11 protein-coding genes are annotated in these 17,671 nt (G+C 46.7%); 8 read left to right on the top strand and 3 right to left on the bottom strand.

The annotated features are described in order from the left end of the window. Window positions 1-4: 4 nt before the first annotated feature. The 7 genes from hutH to A4R26_RS14140 all read left to right on the top strand — a co-directional run bounded on the left by hutH (window position 5) and on the right by A4R26_RS14140 (window position 11,799). On the top strand, window positions 5-1,567 hold the full coding sequence (gene hutH / locus A4R26_RS14170; protein WP_081164413.1) for a histidine ammonia-lyase: 1,563 nt from the start codon (window positions 5-7) through the stop codon (window positions 1,565-1,567). 134 nt (window positions 1,568-1,701) lie between these two features. Then, complete coding sequence (hutU, locus tag A4R26_RS14165; RefSeq protein ID WP_081164412.1) at window positions 1,702-3,384, top strand: urocanate hydratase; 1,683 nt, start codon at window positions 1,702-1,704, stop codon at window positions 3,382-3,384. 135 nt (window positions 3,385-3,519) lie between these two features. Continuing rightward, the gene (locus A4R26_RS14160; protein ID WP_081164411.1) at window positions 3,520-4,098 is read left to right on the top strand and encodes a hypothetical protein; all 579 of its coding nucleotides are present in this window, start codon (window positions 3,520-3,522) and stop codon (window positions 4,096-4,098) included. 677 nt (window positions 4,099-4,775) lie between these two features. Continuing rightward, window positions 4,776-7,010: a bifunctional alpha,alpha-trehalose-phosphate synthase (UDP-forming)/trehalose-phosphatase gene (locus A4R26_RS14155; RefSeq protein ID WP_081164410.1), complete on the top strand. Its 2,235-nt coding sequence runs from the start codon at window positions 4,776-4,778 to the stop codon at window positions 7,008-7,010. Window positions 7,011-7,161: 151 nt separating this feature from the next. Continuing rightward, window positions 7,162-8,409 carry an imidazolonepropionase gene (gene hutI / locus A4R26_RS14150; protein WP_081164409.1) on the top strand — a complete coding sequence of 416 codons (1,248 nt, stop codon included), beginning with the start codon at window positions 7,162-7,164 and terminating at the stop codon, window positions 8,407-8,409. A gap of 203 nt (window positions 8,410-8,612) precedes the next feature. Next, window positions 8,613-10,637, top strand: a complete 2,025-nt coding sequence (locus A4R26_RS14145) for a site-specific recombinase (RefSeq protein ID WP_081164408.1) — start codon at window positions 8,613-8,615, stop codon at window positions 10,635-10,637. A 103-nt stretch (window positions 10,638-10,740) separates the two neighbouring features. Next, window positions 10,741-11,799 (top strand): formimidoylglutamase, encoded by a 1,059-nt coding sequence (locus A4R26_RS14140; RefSeq protein ID WP_081164407.1) that lies wholly within the window; start codon window positions 10,741-10,743, stop codon window positions 11,797-11,799. A gap of 59 nt (window positions 11,800-11,858) precedes the next feature. On the opposite strand, the gene A4R26_RS14135 is transcribed toward A4R26_RS14140, so the two are convergent. The 3 genes from A4R26_RS14135 to abc-f all read right to left on the bottom strand — a co-directional run bounded on the left by A4R26_RS14135 (window position 11,859) and on the right by abc-f (window position 16,788). Beyond that, a complete protein-coding gene (locus A4R26_RS14135; RefSeq protein ID WP_081164406.1) occupies window positions 11,859-14,114 on the bottom strand; it encodes a patatin-like phospholipase family protein in 2,256 nt (751 codons plus the stop codon). 138 nt (window positions 14,115-14,252) lie between these two features. Continuing rightward, on the bottom strand, window positions 14,253-14,699 hold the full coding sequence (locus A4R26_RS14130) for a GNAT family N-acetyltransferase (protein WP_081164405.1): 447 nt from the start codon (window positions 14,697-14,699) through the stop codon (window positions 14,253-14,255). A 70-nt stretch (window positions 14,700-14,769) separates the two neighbouring features. Next, a complete protein-coding gene (gene abc-f / locus A4R26_RS14125) occupies window positions 14,770-16,788 on the bottom strand; it encodes a ribosomal protection-like ABC-F family protein (protein ID WP_081164404.1) in 2,019 nt (672 codons plus the stop codon). Between the two features lie 256 nt (window positions 16,789-17,044). Here abc-f and A4R26_RS14120 point away from each other — a divergent pair, with 256 nt between their 5' ends. Then, window positions 17,045-17,641, top strand: coding sequence for a DUF3347 domain-containing protein (locus A4R26_RS14120; protein ID WP_081164403.1), 597 nt, complete (start codon window positions 17,045-17,047; stop codon window positions 17,639-17,641). The last annotated feature ends 30 nt before the right edge of the window (window positions 17,642-17,671 follow it).

Genomic DNA, 17,671 nt, shown 5'->3' with positions numbered 1-17,671 from the left:
TAGTATGCAACAGGAATTCAATTACGGCATCGGCCATTTAACTATTGGAACCGCCCTGGCCATAGCCGCCGGTAAACAAAAAGGCGTGTTGAATAAAGAAGCCGTTGCCAATATTCAGAAAAGCCAGCAGCATGTACAGGAAATTGTTGTGAACAACAGAACGGTGTATGGGGTGAATACCGGTTTTGGGGTGCTGGCCAACAAACCCGTGTCGGAAGAAGATACCCGCATTTTACAACATAAGATCCTGCAAAGCCACAGCGTAGGGGTGGGCGAACCCATAGGCACTGAAATTGCGAAACTCATGCTTATTACCAAAGTGCATGCCCTGGCACGCGGTTATTCGGGCGCACAGCTCACCACGCTTCAACGCATATTGTGGCATATTGAAGAAGATGTTATTCCCGTTGTACCTGAAAAGGGGAGTGTGGGCGCTTCCGGCGATCTGGCGCCGCTGGCGCACTTGTTCCTGCCCCTGATAGGATTGGGCGAAGTGTTTTACAAAGGCGGACGATACCGATCGCAGGAAATATTACAACGGTTCAATTTGTCGCCCATTCAACTGGGCCCCAAAGAGGGGCTGGCATTGATAAACGGCACCCAGTTCATCCTGGCCTTTGCGGTAAAAGCGGTGCAACGGTTGCATTACTGTCTCGAAGCGGCCGATATCATTGGGGCCATGAGCCTGGAAGCATTGACCGGCACCAAAGCGCCCTTTGATGAACGCCTGCACCGGTTACGGCCATTCGCAGGCAATGAACTGGTAGCGCAACGGCTGCGGCTGATCTTACATGAGAGTGAAATAATGCAAAGCCATATCGATTGCGGCCGCGTGCAGGACCCCTATAGTTTACGCTGTATGCCGCAGGTGCATGGCGCCAGCCGCAATGCCTGGTTGCATTTGAAACAACTCACCGAAACCGAACTGAATTCGGTAACCGACAATCCCATCATTCTTAGTGCCGACGATACCATCAGCGGCGGCAATTTTCACGGGCAGCCATTGGCATTGCCGTTAGACTACGCCTGTATTGCAGCGGCAGAAGCAGGTAATATCTCCGACCGGCGTTGTTACCTGTTACTGGAAGGCAAATGGGGACTGCCCATGTTGCTGATGAAAGATGTGGGATTGAACAGCGGTTTTATGATACCGCAATATACAACGGCAGCATTGGTAACGGAGAACAAGACCCTTTGTTTTCCGGCAAGCGCCGATAGTATTCCCACTTCACTGGGGCAGGAAGATCACGTAAGTATGGGCAGCATCAGCGGGCGAAAACTGAACCAGGTGATAGACAACCTGGAATATATTTTAGCCATCGAGTTATTGAGCGCCTGCCAGGCCATCGAGTTCAGAAGACCATTCAGGAGCAGTGAAATTCTCGAGTCGGCCCATGATTATGTGCGGGAGTTTGTAAGTTTTGCAGAAGAGGACAGAATATTTGCTGATGACATTGATAAAATAAAAAGGATCATCAGTGATTTTTCGTTTGTGGAACATTGTAATGAATTGTCGAAGTTGAAAAAGATCAATTTAAATGAAGGATTTGAGGTGTTTGGGATATAGCTATAAAGTTTTTGGTAACTTTAGTAAAACACCTGTATATGGAAAACAAGGATAAAAAAAGAGACCCTGAGGAGTTAACACGATATCATTTCCTGAGATATTTGAATTGAAACAAAGCCCACATCGAAACAGATATGAGTAATACAACCATTTCACAATACGACGCCGCCAAATACAAAACACCAACCGGTTCACAACTCAACTGCAAAGGCTGGATCCAGGAAGCCGCATTACGCATGCTGCTGAACAATCTCGACCCGGCTGTGGCAGAAAGGCCCGATGAACTTATCGTATATGGCGGCCGCGGAAAAGTAGCCCGCAATTTCGAAGCGCTTGACCTCATTATCAAATCGCTGAAAGACCTAAACGATAATGAAACCCTGCTGATCCAAAGCGGTAAACCCGTTGGCATATTGCAAACGCATGTGAATGCACCGCGCGTGCTCATCTCCAATTCACAACTCGTTCCCAAATGGGCTACCTGGCAACACTTCGATGAACTGGAAAGAAAAGGGCTGATGATGTACGGGCAAATGACTGCCGGTTCATGGATCTATATCGGCAGCCAGGGAATTGTGCAGGGCACGTATGAAACCTATGCAGCAGCGGCAGCCAAACATTTTGGCGGTTCACTGAAAGGCACCTTGAATGTAACCGCCGGTTTAGGCGGTATGGGTGGCGCACAGCCCCTGGCCATTACCATGAATGAAGGCGTTGCCCTTATTGCAGAGGTAGAAGAATGGCGGATAGATAAACGCATAGAAACAAAATACCTCGACGTAAAAATAACAGATATCGATGCGGCAATTGATCGTTCGATCAGGGCAAAAGAAAACGGGGAAATACTATCGATAGGCGTGTTGTGCAATGCGGTAACGCTGCTGGAACGCCTCATTGAAAGAAATATTGTTCCCGACACGTTGACCGATCAAACCTCGGCACACGATCCGCTGATCGGTTACTGGCCGCATGAGATCTCTTACGAACAGGCAAAAGTATTGCGCGGGCAGGATCCCGATCAATACATTGCCTATGCCTACAACAGCATGTACCGTCATGTACAATTGATGCTTGCGTTACAGCAAAAAGGCGCCATTACATTTGATTACGGAAATAACATTCGCGCAAGGGCGCAGGAAAAAGGATTGCAAAATGCTTTTGATTTCCCGGGTTTTGTTCCGGCGTATATCAGGCCATTGTTCTGCGAAGGAAAAGGCCCGTTCCGCTGGGCGGCATTGAGCGGCGATCCGCACGACATTGCGATAACCGACGAAGTCATTGGCAATATGTTCCCTGAAAATACATCATTGCAGCGCTGGCTTAAACTGGCTAAAGAAAAGATCGCCTTCCAGGGACTGCCCGCACGCATTTGCTGGCTGGGGCAGGGCGAAAGAGAAAAAGCCGGGCTTGCATTCAATGAACTGGTACGAACAGGAAAAGTTAAAGCGCCGATCGTAATCGGCCGCGACCACCTCGATACCGGATCGGTTGCATCACCCAACCGCGAAACGGAATCAATGATGGATGGCAGCGATGCAGTGGCCGACTGGCCTATCTTAAATGCCCTCGTTAATACCGCCGGCGGCGCCAGCTGGGTAAGTTTACATCATGGCGGCGGAGTAGGAATGGGGTATAGCATTCATGCGGGCATGGTGATCGTAGCAGATGGAACAGAAGATGCTGCTGCGCGACTGGCGCGGGTTTTAAGGAACGACCCCGGGATGGGAGTTATACGACATGCCGATGCGGGATATGACGTTGCCAAAGAAACTTCAAATAAATTTGACCTTGATTTAAAAAAACGGTTTCACAGATAAAAATATTTTTCTATTTTGTTGCGGATACCACCGACCCCGCCGGAAAAAAAATGGTATTTATACGATGACAAAATATCTTTTTGATCTGTACGTTGTAGCAGGTATGAAGATAAACATGTATGAAAAATCCGAATTATGAAAACAACCATTTCCTTGTTCTTTTTTGCCTTAGTAGCCAGCACCGCTTTTTCCCAAGCTAAAGTAAGCCTGAAAATTATTCAAAACGGTGCCGCCGTAACTCCGGTGAACGGAGAATATGATTTAAAGAAAGCCCCCTTCGCTGTTGAATTTACTTTTGATGTTAATGCCTATGATGGTGTTTTCGTAAACGCCGATTTTACCGACGCTATTTATAAAGTCGGTGACAAAACCTCTTTACCCGACCTGCAAGACATTCCCTACAAAATTTTAAAGGAAGAGAACTTTAACACCAACAAGCAAATTGCCATTAACTCTGACAACTGGGCGTTCTGGCTTTATAATAAAGCCAACAACGAATACCGGTTCGACAGAGATATCAAAACAGTAGATGCAAATACTGTTACCGCTACAAGAACTATTGAACAGGTATACTTCCCTGTTAAGGAAAAAACATTGAAGATGTCAGAAGTTACTGAACCATTGTATTTGTTTTTCCTGGTTACAAACCCTTATAACCAACGGGGAGTAGTACGAGAGCTTTATCGCCAACGGATGAAATTGAATTTTAAATAGGCACTAAGAACATACAACATTAAAGGGAGATGAAGTGGAAACGCTTTGTCTCCTTTTCTTTTTAAACCCAGCCCAACCCCTAAACTATAAGCTACGAACTGTGAACTATGAACTGTGAACTATGAACTGTGAACTATGAACTGTGAACTATGAACTGTGAACTATGAACTGTGAACTATGAACTGTGAACTATGAACTGTGAACTATGAACTGTGAACTATGAACTGTGAACTATGAACTGTGAACTATGAACTGTGAACTATGAACTGTGAACTATGAACTGTGAACTATGAACTGTGAACTATGAACTGTGAACTATGAACTGTGAACTATGAACTGTGAACTATGAACTGTGAACTATGAACTGTGAACTATGAACTGTGAACTATGAACTGTGAACTATGAACTGTGAACTATGAACTGTGAACTATGAACTGTGAACTATGAACTGTGAACTATGAACTGTGAACTATGAACTGTGAACTATGAACTGTGAACATTAACCCCTCCTTAATCTCACATTAAATCCACATTACAATCTCTTTAAATACGCCAGCCCCTTCAACAATTCTCCCTTATTGGCATTATAATTTCTTTAATAACAGCCCAGCGACAAATGACTGATTAGGCCGGCGTGCCAAAACAGACTCTTTATTAACTGGTTTACTGTAATTTTTATGGGACGATTGATCATTATATCTAACAGGCTACCATTTTCCATTGACCGTGAAGGAGATCAACTTACACTTAGGCAAAGCTCCGGCGGGTTGGTATCTGCAATAAAAAGTTACTTTGAAAGTGAGAGTTCAAAAAACAGGGGCTTTACCGAAAAATTGTGGCTTGGTGTGGCAGATTTTCCCCAAAATGAATGGACAGTAGTAGCTGAAAAACTCGAAGGCAGAGATTTCGAGGTTATTCCTTTATTCCTGAACAAACTGTTATACAAGGACTATTATAACGGTTTTTCAAATTCGCTTTTATGGCCTTTATTCCATTATTTTCCCAGTCTCGTCGAATACCAGGCCCACTATTACGATGCCTATGTAAAAGTGAACAGGGCCTTTGCCGATAAACTGAAACCGTTACTTCAGCCCGACGATACTGTATGGGTACACGATTATCAACTGATGATGTTACCCGAAATGCTGCGCACCGATAATCCCGATATCACCGTTGGTTTCTTTTTACATATCCCATTCCCTTCATACGAATTGTTCAGAATGTTACCGGCGGAATGGAAATCATCCTTACTGAAAGGCGTGCTTGGCAGTGACCTTGTGGGCTTCCATACGCACGATTATGCACAGCACTTTTTGCAATCGGTTAAAATGATCCTTGGCGTTGACAGTAATTTTCATAACATGCAATACCAGGACAGGCTGGTGAAAGCCGACCTGTTCCCGATCAGTATCGATTATAAAAAGTTCAATACTGCCTGCGACGATCCTGAAACGAAACAACACTATAAAGACATCAGGAATAATTTCGAAGGCAAAAAGATCATCTTCTCGGTCGACAGGCTCGATTATACAAAAGGGCTGATGGACCGGCTGAATGCATTTGAATATTTCCTGGAGCAGTATCCCGAATGGCGCGAAAAAGTGGTGTTCATCCTGAACATTGTGCCTTCGCGCGACGATATACAGGCATACAACGACCGTAAACAACAGATAGAGCAAAAAATAGGCACCATCAACGGTAAAATTTCTACCATTACCTGGCAACCCATTATTTACAGGTACACCCATCTTCCGTTCAATGAGCTGGCCGCTTTATACAAAGCAGCCGATGTGGCATTGATCACTCCGTTACGCGATGGAATGAACCTGGTTGCCAAAGAATATGTAGCCAGTTGTTCAGCACGGATAGGCGTTTTGATCCTGAGTGAACTTGCCGGCGCAGCCAATGAGCTCAATGAGGCGCTGCTGGTGAACCCGACCGATATTGTTGAAGTTTCCAATGCCATAAACAAGGCATTGACCATGCCGCAGGAAGAACAGCAGCACCGGATGGCGCTGATGCAACAACGGTTGTCAGATTATGATGTGATCAAATGGGTAAGTGATTTTCTCGACCAGTTATCGAATGTAAAAGTAGAACAGGAAAAACAACAGGTGAAAGTGCTCGATGAAAGAACGGGATCACAAATTCATTTGCATTACCAGATGGCCAAAAGCCGCTGCCTGCTGCTCGACTATGATGGCACCCTGGTTCCGTATGCGAAATTACCCAAGGATGCAACACCCGATGATGAGCTGCGGGCATTGTTGGCCAGTTTAACGGCCGACCCCGGAAACAATGTGGTTATTATCAGCGGCCGCGAGGCGGAAACCCTCGAGAAATGGCTGGGCGATCTGCCATTGATGCTGGTAGCGGAACATGGCGCCAGCTTCAAACCCAAAAATGAACAATGGCAACAAGCCGTTTCGATCCCCGATCAATGGAAGAACGAGATCCGGCCCATTATGCAGTTGTTCGTTACCCATTGCGTAGGCTCATTTATAGAAGAAAAAACGAATACGCTGGCCTGGCACTACCGCAACACACACCCTGATCTCGGTTTTACCCGGTCGAGGGAACTGATCAACAACCTTTCGCAGCTGTTGCAAAATACCATGCTGCAGGTGGTAGATGGAAACAAAGTGGTGGAAGTGCGCATGTCGGGTTTTGATAAAGGCATTATGGCCCTCAAGATCGTGAACGACCTGCAACCTGATTTTGTGTTGTGTATGGGCGATGATACAACCGATGAGGATATGTTCAAAGCACTGGGCGAACGCGCCTATAGCATAAAAGTAAGCAATGGCTCAACCTCTGCCCAATACACCGTTTTCTCACAGCAAAAAGTATTACAATTATTAAGAAAGCTGATGTTACCGTTGGTCAATAAACAACAGTACGCTGGAACGTAATTAAAGATAAAATGTCCGACGGAGAAAGTCCGGAAGAAGCGCATAGCAGGTGCCCTTTCTTCCGGACTTATTTTTACCGGCAATTTGAAAAATCAGGGTAATCGTTCGTTATTATTAATACCCGGGTTTTCAAATTCAGTATCTTCACTCAATGGCCCGATTACTGCTCACCAATGTAAAACAACTCGTTAACGTACGGGAACAATGGCCTGTACTGCGAGGAAAAGAACTTGCCCTCCTTCCATGTATAGATAACGCATTTTTACTTATTGAAGACGACACCATAGCCGCCTATGGACCTATGGAACAGCTTCCGTCGATCAACCGTTCACTCCCGGCCGATACAATCGACGCCACCGGTAAACTGGTATTACCCGCCTGGTGCGACAGTCACACCCACATTGTATTTGCCGCCAGCAGGGAAAATGAATTCATCGATAAATTAAAGGGCCTTAGTTATGCCGAGATCGCCGCCAAGGGCGGCGGCATCCTTAATTCTGCCCGCAAATTGAACGATGCAACGGAAGATGAACTGTTCAACATGGCCTGGGAACGGCTCACCGCATTGAGCAGGCTGGGAACCGGCGCAATAGAGATCAAGAGCGGTTATGGATTGACCGTAGCCGGAGAGCTGAAAATGCTGCGGGTGATAAAGAAACTGCGTGAAAGATCGCCGCTTACCATCAGGGCTACGTTCCTTGGCGCGCATACCTATCCGGTGGAGTATAAAGACAATCACCAGGCGTATATCGATCTTATTATACAGGAAATGTTACCCGTTATTGCGCGGGAAAAACTGGCCGATTATATCGACGTTTTTTGCGAAACGGGTTTCTTTTCCGCAGCGGAAACGGAAACCATCTGCAGGGCCGGCATACAGCATGGCTTAAAACCAAAGATCCATGCCAACCAGCTTAATTTATCGGGCGGGGTGCAGGCCGGCGTTGCTGCAGGCGCAATCAGCGTTGACCATCTTGAAACGATGGATGAAGATGCAATAAGCACACTGGCTGGTTCGTCAACCATTGGCACGTTGCTGCCAACGGCGGCCTTTTTTTTACGCATGCCCTTTCAACCGGCACGCGCTCTTATAGATGCGGGCTGCGCCATTGCGCTGGCATCTGATTACAATCCCGGTTCATCGCCCAGCGGCAATATGAACCTGGTAGTGAATATGAGCTGTATTCAAATGAAAATGTTACCTGAAGAGGCCATCAATGCCGCTACGCTCAACGGGGCCTGGGCCATGGAATGCGCCGATGAACTGGGTAGTATTTCCATTGGCAAAAAAGCCAGTATTATTCTAACCCAACCCGTGCCGTCGCTGGCATATTTGCCGTACGCGTTTGGGTCGAATTTGATCGACAAAGTAATGATAAAAGGAGAATGGGTGCAGTGAAATGAAAAATGAAGAACAGAGAAATGAAAAAAGGGAATACAAAAATATTGAATGTTGAATATCCAATGTCGAATGTTGAAATGGAGTAAGTCCCGAAATTCGACAACCCTTTCACAGCCGGCCCCGATGAAGTCGGGGGTTGCCGTTTCACGATTGCCGATTGCCGATTCACGACCGCATTGCCTATATCACGCAAATGACAAATGATACGAAGAAAGAAAAAAATTAATCTCGTAAAAGACTTCCTTGAAAAAGGGCGTTCCGTATCAATAAAGGACCGGGAAGAAGCATTGAATTACCTGGTGGCGTTTATTGCTATGATCCGCCCCAACCTGCCTGAGTTGGAAAAGGCCAATAAAAAATTTGCAGAAGCCATCCGGTTTATGCACCAGCATCCCTCGGTATTGAACAACCTGCGTGTGGCCATTATGGCGCAGTTGATCAACAGCAACCTGGTACCCATGCTTACCGAAAGCGGGATCACGGTTTCGCGGGGTGCGGGCCGGGAGCTGTATGCACGCCTTAAACATAAGTTCTTACCGGCAGCGCAGGACCCGAACGACTTTTTATACCTGTTGAACCGCATTTTTTTTAAGCATAACGATTATGAATGGGTAGAACAGATAGGCCGCGGGAAATGGGTGCACTTCTTTGAACAGATCGGACTTTCATTTTCAGGGAACGAGCCGGCGATCATAAAACAATCGGTGCTGTCATTACAAATATTAAGCGCGCGGGTAACGCATTTGGGTTGGGAAAATGAGATCAGCCAACATATACCGCAGCAATGGCAACCGCCCAATTATCCGTTTGCAGTACAACAACACCTGGTATACCAGATAAAAGAAATGGTGTTGCGGCACAATAAACATCCCGAAGCGGTACGCGAGCTGGTAAAAGAATTAATGGCTGTACTGGAGCAGTGCGCCGGGCTGGTTCAGCAAATTCGCAATGAAACAGCCGATAAAGGAACCAGTTTATCGCAAACCTTTATTTTGTTTCAGATAGAGCAGAAGCTGAACCGCATGTACCTGCTTCTCGATATTGCCGATGCCGATGAAAAGATCAACCTGAGCCGTTTCGCCAACCTGTTCATTACGGTAGTACGTAATGAGAACCGGAAGAACAGTATCAGGGAATTTTTGTCGCAAACCACCAATTACCTCGCTTACCAGATCGCCGAACACAAAGGCAAAAAAGGCAATAAATATATTACGGCTTCACCGTTTGAATACTTTCAAATGATCTGGAGCGCCATGTGGGGCGGTTTGATCGTTTGTTTTGTGGCCGTTTTTAAAAACCTGTTGACACTGCTGCACCTGGCGCCATTCTGGAGCGGTTTTGTTTACAGCGTCAATTACAGCCTGGGGTTTGTAGCCATTGAAGAAACCAAATCGACCCTGGCCACCAAACAGCCGGCATTTACGGCCAGCGCTGTAGCCAGTTCGTTAGACGCCCGCAAAAGCGATGAACCGCCTAACCTGTACAACCTGGCGGTTACGGTTTCGAAAGTGAGCCGCAGCCAGATCGCGTCCTTTATCGGGAACCTGATCATTGTGTTCCCGGGTACCTGGCTGCTGGCGTGGTTGTATGATTGGGTATTCGGGCATTCACTGGTACAGGGCGAAGAGGCTGTTCAGTTGTTGCAGGACCAGCATCCCTGGCAAAGCCTTTCTCTTTTATACGCCTGCAATACCGGTTTTTTTCTTTTCCTGAGCGGTATCATCGCCGGTTATGTACAGAATAAAATAAACTATGGCCGTATTGGCAAACGCCTTACCGAGCATCCCATCCTGCGTTTATCGCTTTCGCAAAACAGGCTGCAGCGGATATCCGATTATGTAAACCGGAACGGCGGCAGCCTTGCCGGCAATATCTCATTGGGATTTTTTCTTGGCTTTGCCGGCATCGCGGGTAAAATATTTGGTATACCTTTCGATATCAGGCACATTACCATTTCAGCAGCCAATATTTCACTGGGGGCCTATGGAGTAGGGTGGGATCATATTAACTACCGGTACCTTGCCAATGTATTTATGGGCGTTTTGGGTATCGGGTTCCTGAACTTCCTGGTGAGCTTTTCACTTGCCTTTTTTGTAGCAGTACGTTCACGCGGTATACGGTTAAAAGATTATCCCGGTTTTGTACGCATCTTATGGAAATATTTTTACAAATATCCGCTCGATTTCGTGAGACCGCGAAACCGGCTTAAACGCACAGAACTATAAAAGAGATGTGCCGCACTTTGAGGTAACAGAGATGTGCCATACTTTGAAAGTATGGCACATCTGAAGGGTGGCACATCTGAAATATCACCATAAATACTTCCAGATGAAACATTTCAAATTCTACAGCAAACACGATGTACTGAATCTTACAAGGATCCGCCGGTTTGAAACCAAATTGGGAGAAAGTGTACATGTACTGCCCGAAAAAACCGCCTGGGAAACCGCCCTGCAGCAATCGCCGGCAAAGTATGTAGTATTTGGAATACCGGAAGATATCGGCATTCGCGCCAACCATGGTACCGGTGGGGCCGACTCAGCCTGGTTACCCTTCCTCTCGGCTTTTTTAAACCTGCAAAGCAATGATTTTTTAAACGGGGAAGAAGTGTTGTTACTTGGTCAATTCAACTTCACCGATGCCAGCGAACTGATAGAACAGAACGCATATGGTTATGAAGAAAAAATAGATGCCTACCGCCACGCCGTTATTACAATAGACGATGCGGTTGAAGAACTGGCTAAGATCATTACATCACATAACAGGATCCCCATCGCCATCGGGGGCGGTCATAACAATTCCTATCCGCTGATAAAAGGCACGGCCAAGGGATTACACAAAGCGGGTGTTTTGCCGCTGGCGCAGATAAATTGCATCAATCTCGATGCGCATGCCGATTTTCGCCCTTCGGAAGGCAGGCACAGCGGCAATGGTTTTCGCTATGCCGAAGAAGATGGCTATTTACAGAAGTACTGTGTTATAGGGCTGCATGAAAATTACCTGCCACAAAACGTCTGGCTCGATATCGTAAACAATCCCTTCCTCGATTTCATCACCTATGAGGATATCTTCATCCTCGAAAAAAGAAATTTCATTCAGGCCATAGCCCACGCTACCAATTTTACCGAAGAGAATTTTACCGGCATAGAGCTTGACCTCGATTGTATTGAAAACACATTGTCGAGCGCCATGACGCCATCGGGTATTTCACCCGTACACGCCCGCCAGTATGTAACGCTGGCCGCCCGTGAAAGCCAGGTTGCCTATTTACATATATGCGAGGGCGCCACAAGGTTGAGTGATGGCCGCAGTAACGATACCACCGGTAAACTGATCAGTTACCTGGTAAGTGATTTTATAAAGGCGCACGAAGAGCATGGCGAATAAGAAGATCTGACAAAATAAATTTAGAGGCTGTATTTACATCCCGCGTTCAGCGTTCGGCGTTAAAAGGGAATTCCTAAATTAATATACCATTGCAGTTTATTCGTTTGATCGCAGTACATGGTGCTTATTTCAAGGGGGCCCAGTGCAAAGTTATACGAGAAGGTCAATGAATAGCCTGAAAGAAAATCGGGGTTATTGAAGAAGGCGCTTTTGCTTACAAAATTGGTGAACAATACATTGGCCTTACCGGTAAGGTATGAATTGGCAAACACATTTACCCGAACACCGCCCTGTAACATGGCCACGGAAGGCGTATACAACGTGCCTTCCTGTAAACCGGCAAACGTTATCTGGTTACGGAAAACCTTGGTAAGACCGCCGATCGCAAATTCATTCAACACATTCCGCGTATAGTTGAAGTTTATACCACCCTGTCCGCTCAAAAGAAAAGTGGTCCGGCGGCCAATGGGAATATAACTTTCCACATCGAGCGTAGTGCGCAGGTAAGGATACGTGTTGATGCGTGTTGTGTCTGAATCGGGATTGATAGGCACCCCGTCGGAAAGGAAATCAAGGTTCGGGTGCTGCTCAAAAACCCGTCCGGCCTCACCATACACCTTCACTCCCCGCCGCGGAAAAATAGCCTTATCGAGCGAGTTATGGGATATAAACCCAAACAAGGTATTATAATTATTGCTTCCCCTGAACTCTACGCCTTTTGAGATCTTGGGCGTATAATGCACCCATTCGAACCGGTGGCCGGCGCCAATGGAAAAATTACGGGTAGGGGAGAACTGCAGCTTTTCGCCTACTTTGAAAAAGGTTTGTTTGTATAGTCCATCCTGTTTGTACTGGTCATACGTATTCACTTCAAAACGGTCGAACTGGGTTTCGGCCACCAGCGCAAAATTCTTTAACCGGCCAATGTATTGCAGGTGCTCGCCGCGGATGCGAAAACTTTCCCCGATATTGATGGTAACCAGGCTGCGTGAATTGGTTATGAAAAAATTGCGGGCTGTGAGGTTGCCGATAATACCAACACCCGTAAACCGGTTGTAATGGATACCCAGTTTGGCAAAGGTGAACGGGTTTTCCGTTACATCAAAAATGATCTTACAGGTGCCATCGGGTTTTGGTACCAGCGAGTAAATAATACGGCTGTAATAGCGGGTGCCATATGCCTGGCGCACCATGTTCGAGAGCCTGTGCGCATTGTAGGTTTTACCCAGTTGCAGGTCCATGGTATGTACAAAGAACTCGGTAGAAGTTTTCTCCACCCCATGTACTTCAAATGATGAAATAACCACCGAGTTTACGTGCGGCAGGCGGTTCTTTTTTAGCGGGGCGGGCCCATAGATCGCATTCAGCGAATCGGCCAGCCGTTTGAACCGCGGGTATAATTTGCGGCCTTCTTCAATACCAAGGTCAAGTATGGCGCCGCCGTCGTTGAAGCTGCCCATGTTATACTTTTCCATTTTGAATGGAATATAAATATCACATTGCGGCACTTCGGTTTTGGCGTCTTCCGCCTCCCTGAAAAATGCGATCTGTAGTAAGATCTGTAATGCGTTGCGCACTTTTTCAGATGGTAACAGTCCACTGGCCACATTACTGCCTATGACAATATCGGCGCCCATTTCTTTTACGTCACGCACGGGAAAATTGCGTACTACACCGCCATCGACCATGCGGCGGCCATTGAAATCAACGGCGGTAAATACCGATGGGATGGCCATGCTTGAACGGATAGCGGAAATAATTTCACCTTCCTTCATAACAACGGCCTCGCCATTGCCCACATCGGTACCAATGCAGCGGAACGGAATACTGAACCGCGAAAAGTCTTTTTGCTGGTGAACGGGAAAATAGAGCTCTGAGAATTTCAGCCATAATTCCTGGCCCTGCAGCAGACCGCTGGGAAGGCGGAAATTGTGGTTTTGCCAGGGAAGTTCTATCACATATTTTGAATACTCGTCTTTTTCTTCCATGAAAATGCTGCGGAGGGAAGACTGGTTACTGAGCAGCAGGTCCCAATCGATAGTGCGGGTGATCTTTTCAATACTGTCGGCGGTATAACCAATGGCATACAGGCTGCCGATGATGCTGCCCATACTGGTGCCGGTTATATAATCGACGTTCAGACCGGCGCTGTCGATAGCTTTCAGAATACCGATATGCGCTAGCCCTTTGGCGCCGCCGCCGCTCAGGGTTACGCCTATCCGGGGGCGTTGGGGAGCCGGAGGCTGGGCCGTAGCCGTTTGAACCAGTAAAAACAAACAAACCAGTATGGGTTTGTATCTTTTGAATGTGACCATCTGTTACCCCCACAATTGATTTCGGGAATATGCGATTTATTTCGTTTCGATAATATCCTTTTCAAAATAGTGGTTTCGCCCCTGAAATCTAATTGCCAAATCATAAAATCTACCCAAAATCACATTCACGAATTGTTATCAATGCATCAACTCAAAATGGCAGTTCATTTCAACATCATCTATCAGGGCGCCCATTTTCCTGTAAAAGGCAATAGCCGGTTTGTTCCAGTTCGAAACCTGCCAACGTACTTTTACACAGTTTGTAAGCCTGGCATAGTCGATAACCGTTTGCAACAGCCGTGTTCCGATGGCTTGCCCGCGGGCCGATTCAACCACGTATAAATCGTCGAGATAAAGCGCCTTACCCGTCCAGGAGAAATAAGCGAAGAACCAGGCCGCATAACCAACGATCTTTTGATTTTCATCTACAGCAACAAAACATTGGAACAAATTGTTGTCTGATCTCATCTGTTCTACCGTATTTGTTACCCTTTCCGGTGTTTTCTGGTACAAAGCAAACTGATGGATCAGATCGATGATCGCCGGGTAATCGGCTTCTGTTCCTTTGCGGATGGTAATATTCATGGGATGGTTTTTTAAGGGGGAAAACTGCCGTGCCCGGGTTTGCCTGCATTACCGGGCACGGCCAAAGGAATTAAGCCTGCGCTTCCAGTTCCATTATCTTTTCAAACACTTCCTCATATTGTTTATTCAGCCGCTGCAATTCTTCGCTCACCTTTTTATAGTCGGTTTCCGTTTGCACGAACCTGTTGCGGTCTGAATACGTGTCGGGCGCCGTCAGTTGTGCTTCCAGCGTTGTTTTCTGCTGGTTCAGCTGCCCGATCTTTTCCTCCAGTTGCTGAAACACCTTTTGCTGTTTCTGTAATTCTTTTTTCAGTTCTTTATTGATGGGGCCCTGCGGTTTTACCTCGGCAACAGGCGCTTTCGCTTCCTGTACCGGTTCCGCTTTTTTAGGCGCCGGTTCAGCTTTTGGCTCCGCCTTTTTATTACCACCCTCTGCCTTTTGACCACCGGCCGCCTCGGCGCGTTGCTTCTGGCGTTCTTTCCATTCGTTCCATTCTTCGTAGCCGCCGTCGAATGTCTTTATCTTATGGTTATCGATCTCCCAAATGGTATTGGCCACTTTCGATACAAAATACCGGTCGTGGCTAACAAAGATCAGGCTGCCTTCATATTTATTCAATGCATCTATCAACAGTTCAACCGAATGCAGATCGAGGTGGTTGGTAGGCTCGTCGAGCATCAGGAAATTGGCTTTACTGATGATGGTTTTTGCCAGCGCCACACGGGCTTTTTCACCACCGCTCAATACTTTGATCTTTTTATCGATATCGTCACCGCCGAAAAGGAAACAACCGAGCAGGTTACGTAGCTCCTGTTCCGTTTTCTGGCTGCCGGCTGCTTTCATTTCCTCTATGAGGGTATTGTTCACATCCAGTGCCTCCAGCTGATGCTGGGCATAGAAGCTTTCATCTACATTATGTCCCCACTTGCGTTCACCGGTAAACGACTCGGCCCCGGCGATGATCCGCAGCAGGGTTGATTTACCTTTACCGTTGGCGCCGATAAGGGCGATCTTGTTACCCCGGTTGATCTCGGCATGGGTATCCTCGACAATGGTGTTATCGCCAAACTTTTTGGTGATGTGTTTCAGCTCGCACAACACTTTACCCGGTACTTTATCAACCTGAAAGTTGATGCGGATATTGGGCCGTTCAATGGCCACATCCTCAATACGGTCGAGTTTTTCAAGCCGTTTCATGGCGCTTTGGGCAGCTGCGGCTTTTGATGCCTTGGCCTTGAAGCGTTCAATAAAACGTTCCTGCTGGCGAATGTAATCCTGCTGGTTCTCAAACGCCCGTTGCTGCAGTTCTACCCGCTGTACTTTCTCCGTTTCGTAATAGGAATAATTACCATTGTAAATATGCAGTTGCCGCTGGTAAACCTCCACGATCTTGGTAACCATGCGGTCGAGAAAATATTTATCGTGGCTCACGATCACCACCGAGCCCTGGTAATGCACCAGGTATTTTTCGAGCCATTCGATAGATGGCAGGTCAAGGTGGTTGGTAGGCTCATCGAGCAGCAGCAGGTCGGGTTGTTGCAGGATCATTTTGGCCAGCAATACCCGCATACGCCAGCCCCCGCTGAACTCGCGGTAGGGCCGCTGCAGGTCGGCATTCGAAAAACCCAACCCCTGTAATACTTCTTCGGTTTTATGATGAATATTATACCCGTCGAGGGTGTCCATTTCGTGTAAGCGGTCGGAATATTTGTGCAACAGGGCATCGGTTTCTTCGGCACTGAGGCCGCTGGTTGGGGAATTTTCCAGTTGTTTGCCCAGTTCTTCGATCTCTTTTTCGAGTTGCATTACCCGTTCAAAGGCGCCCAGAGCCACCTGTAAAATGGAATCGGAGGTATCAAAACTCAGGAGGTCCTGGTGCAAATAGCCGATAGATGTACCGCGGCTGCGCTCTACCGTACCCTCCGAGGGCTGGTACTGACCCACCAGAAGTTTTAAAAGCGTTGATTTTCCGGTTCCATTATATCCAATAAGACCAATGCGTTCATTGGGTTGAATATGCCAGGTTGCATCTTCTACAATTGCCCGGGCTCCAAATTCAAAAGTAACGTTCGTTAATCCTGCCAGCATAATTTTTTACATCAAATGATCTGCAAAAATATAACAAATAAGGCCGTTAAGGAAGTTAATGGTGAAACTTGATGATGAGAAAATTATAAAGCCCCGGTTCATGCGAAATACCCTGTATATGAAGCAGTAATGTAAGGTTATTCTTTATCTTTGGATTATCATAAACCCGGAACGACCGGCACGGGGAAAACCGGCAGGATTATTTCTGTGAAGTTCCTTCCGCACTTTAACCAAACCGCACACTAAACTTAAAAGGATGAAAAAAACGCTAATCGTAGTTATTTTACTGGTTGTAATAGTTTTGATCGCCCGGCCCTTTTTTTGCAATACCGAAGACAAGCAGAGCGACAAGGAACCAGAAAAACAGCAGCCTTTATCGATCTCTGACAATACAGATGCCTTTAAACAATCGTACACCCAACTTCTCGATGCTTACAATACCCTTAAAAACGCGCTGGTGGCCAGTGATACGGCAAAGGCGTCTGCCGCTGCGCTGGCATTGCACACAGCAGCCGACAGTTTGAAGGTAAATGAGATAAAAGGTGACAGCACAGGAGTGATAAAAGAAACTGCGGCCAGTTTTTCATCCACCATTTCAGGTTCGGCACAGGCATTGGCAGCAGCAAAAGACCTGAATAATAAAAGAAAAGAATTTGTAACCATAGCTGATAACATCTGGAGCCTTACCCGCACGGTTCGTTATAGCGGACAAAAGTTATACTGGCAATACTGCCCTATGGCTTTTGACAATAAAGGCGCTTACTGGATCAGCTACGAACGGGAGATAAAAAATCCCTACTTCGGTAGTAAAATGCTGAATTGCGGCACGGTCGAGGATTCACTGAGCTATTAGAAGTAGTTTCCCGTTCACCGGCAAACCGGT

The sequence above is a fragment of the Niastella populi genome (genome assembly GCF_002078015.1).
GTDB lineage: Bacteria > Bacteroidota > Bacteroidia > Chitinophagales > Chitinophagaceae > Niastella > Niastella populi.
This window is presented reverse-complemented; position numbering and strand designations above follow the sequence as displayed.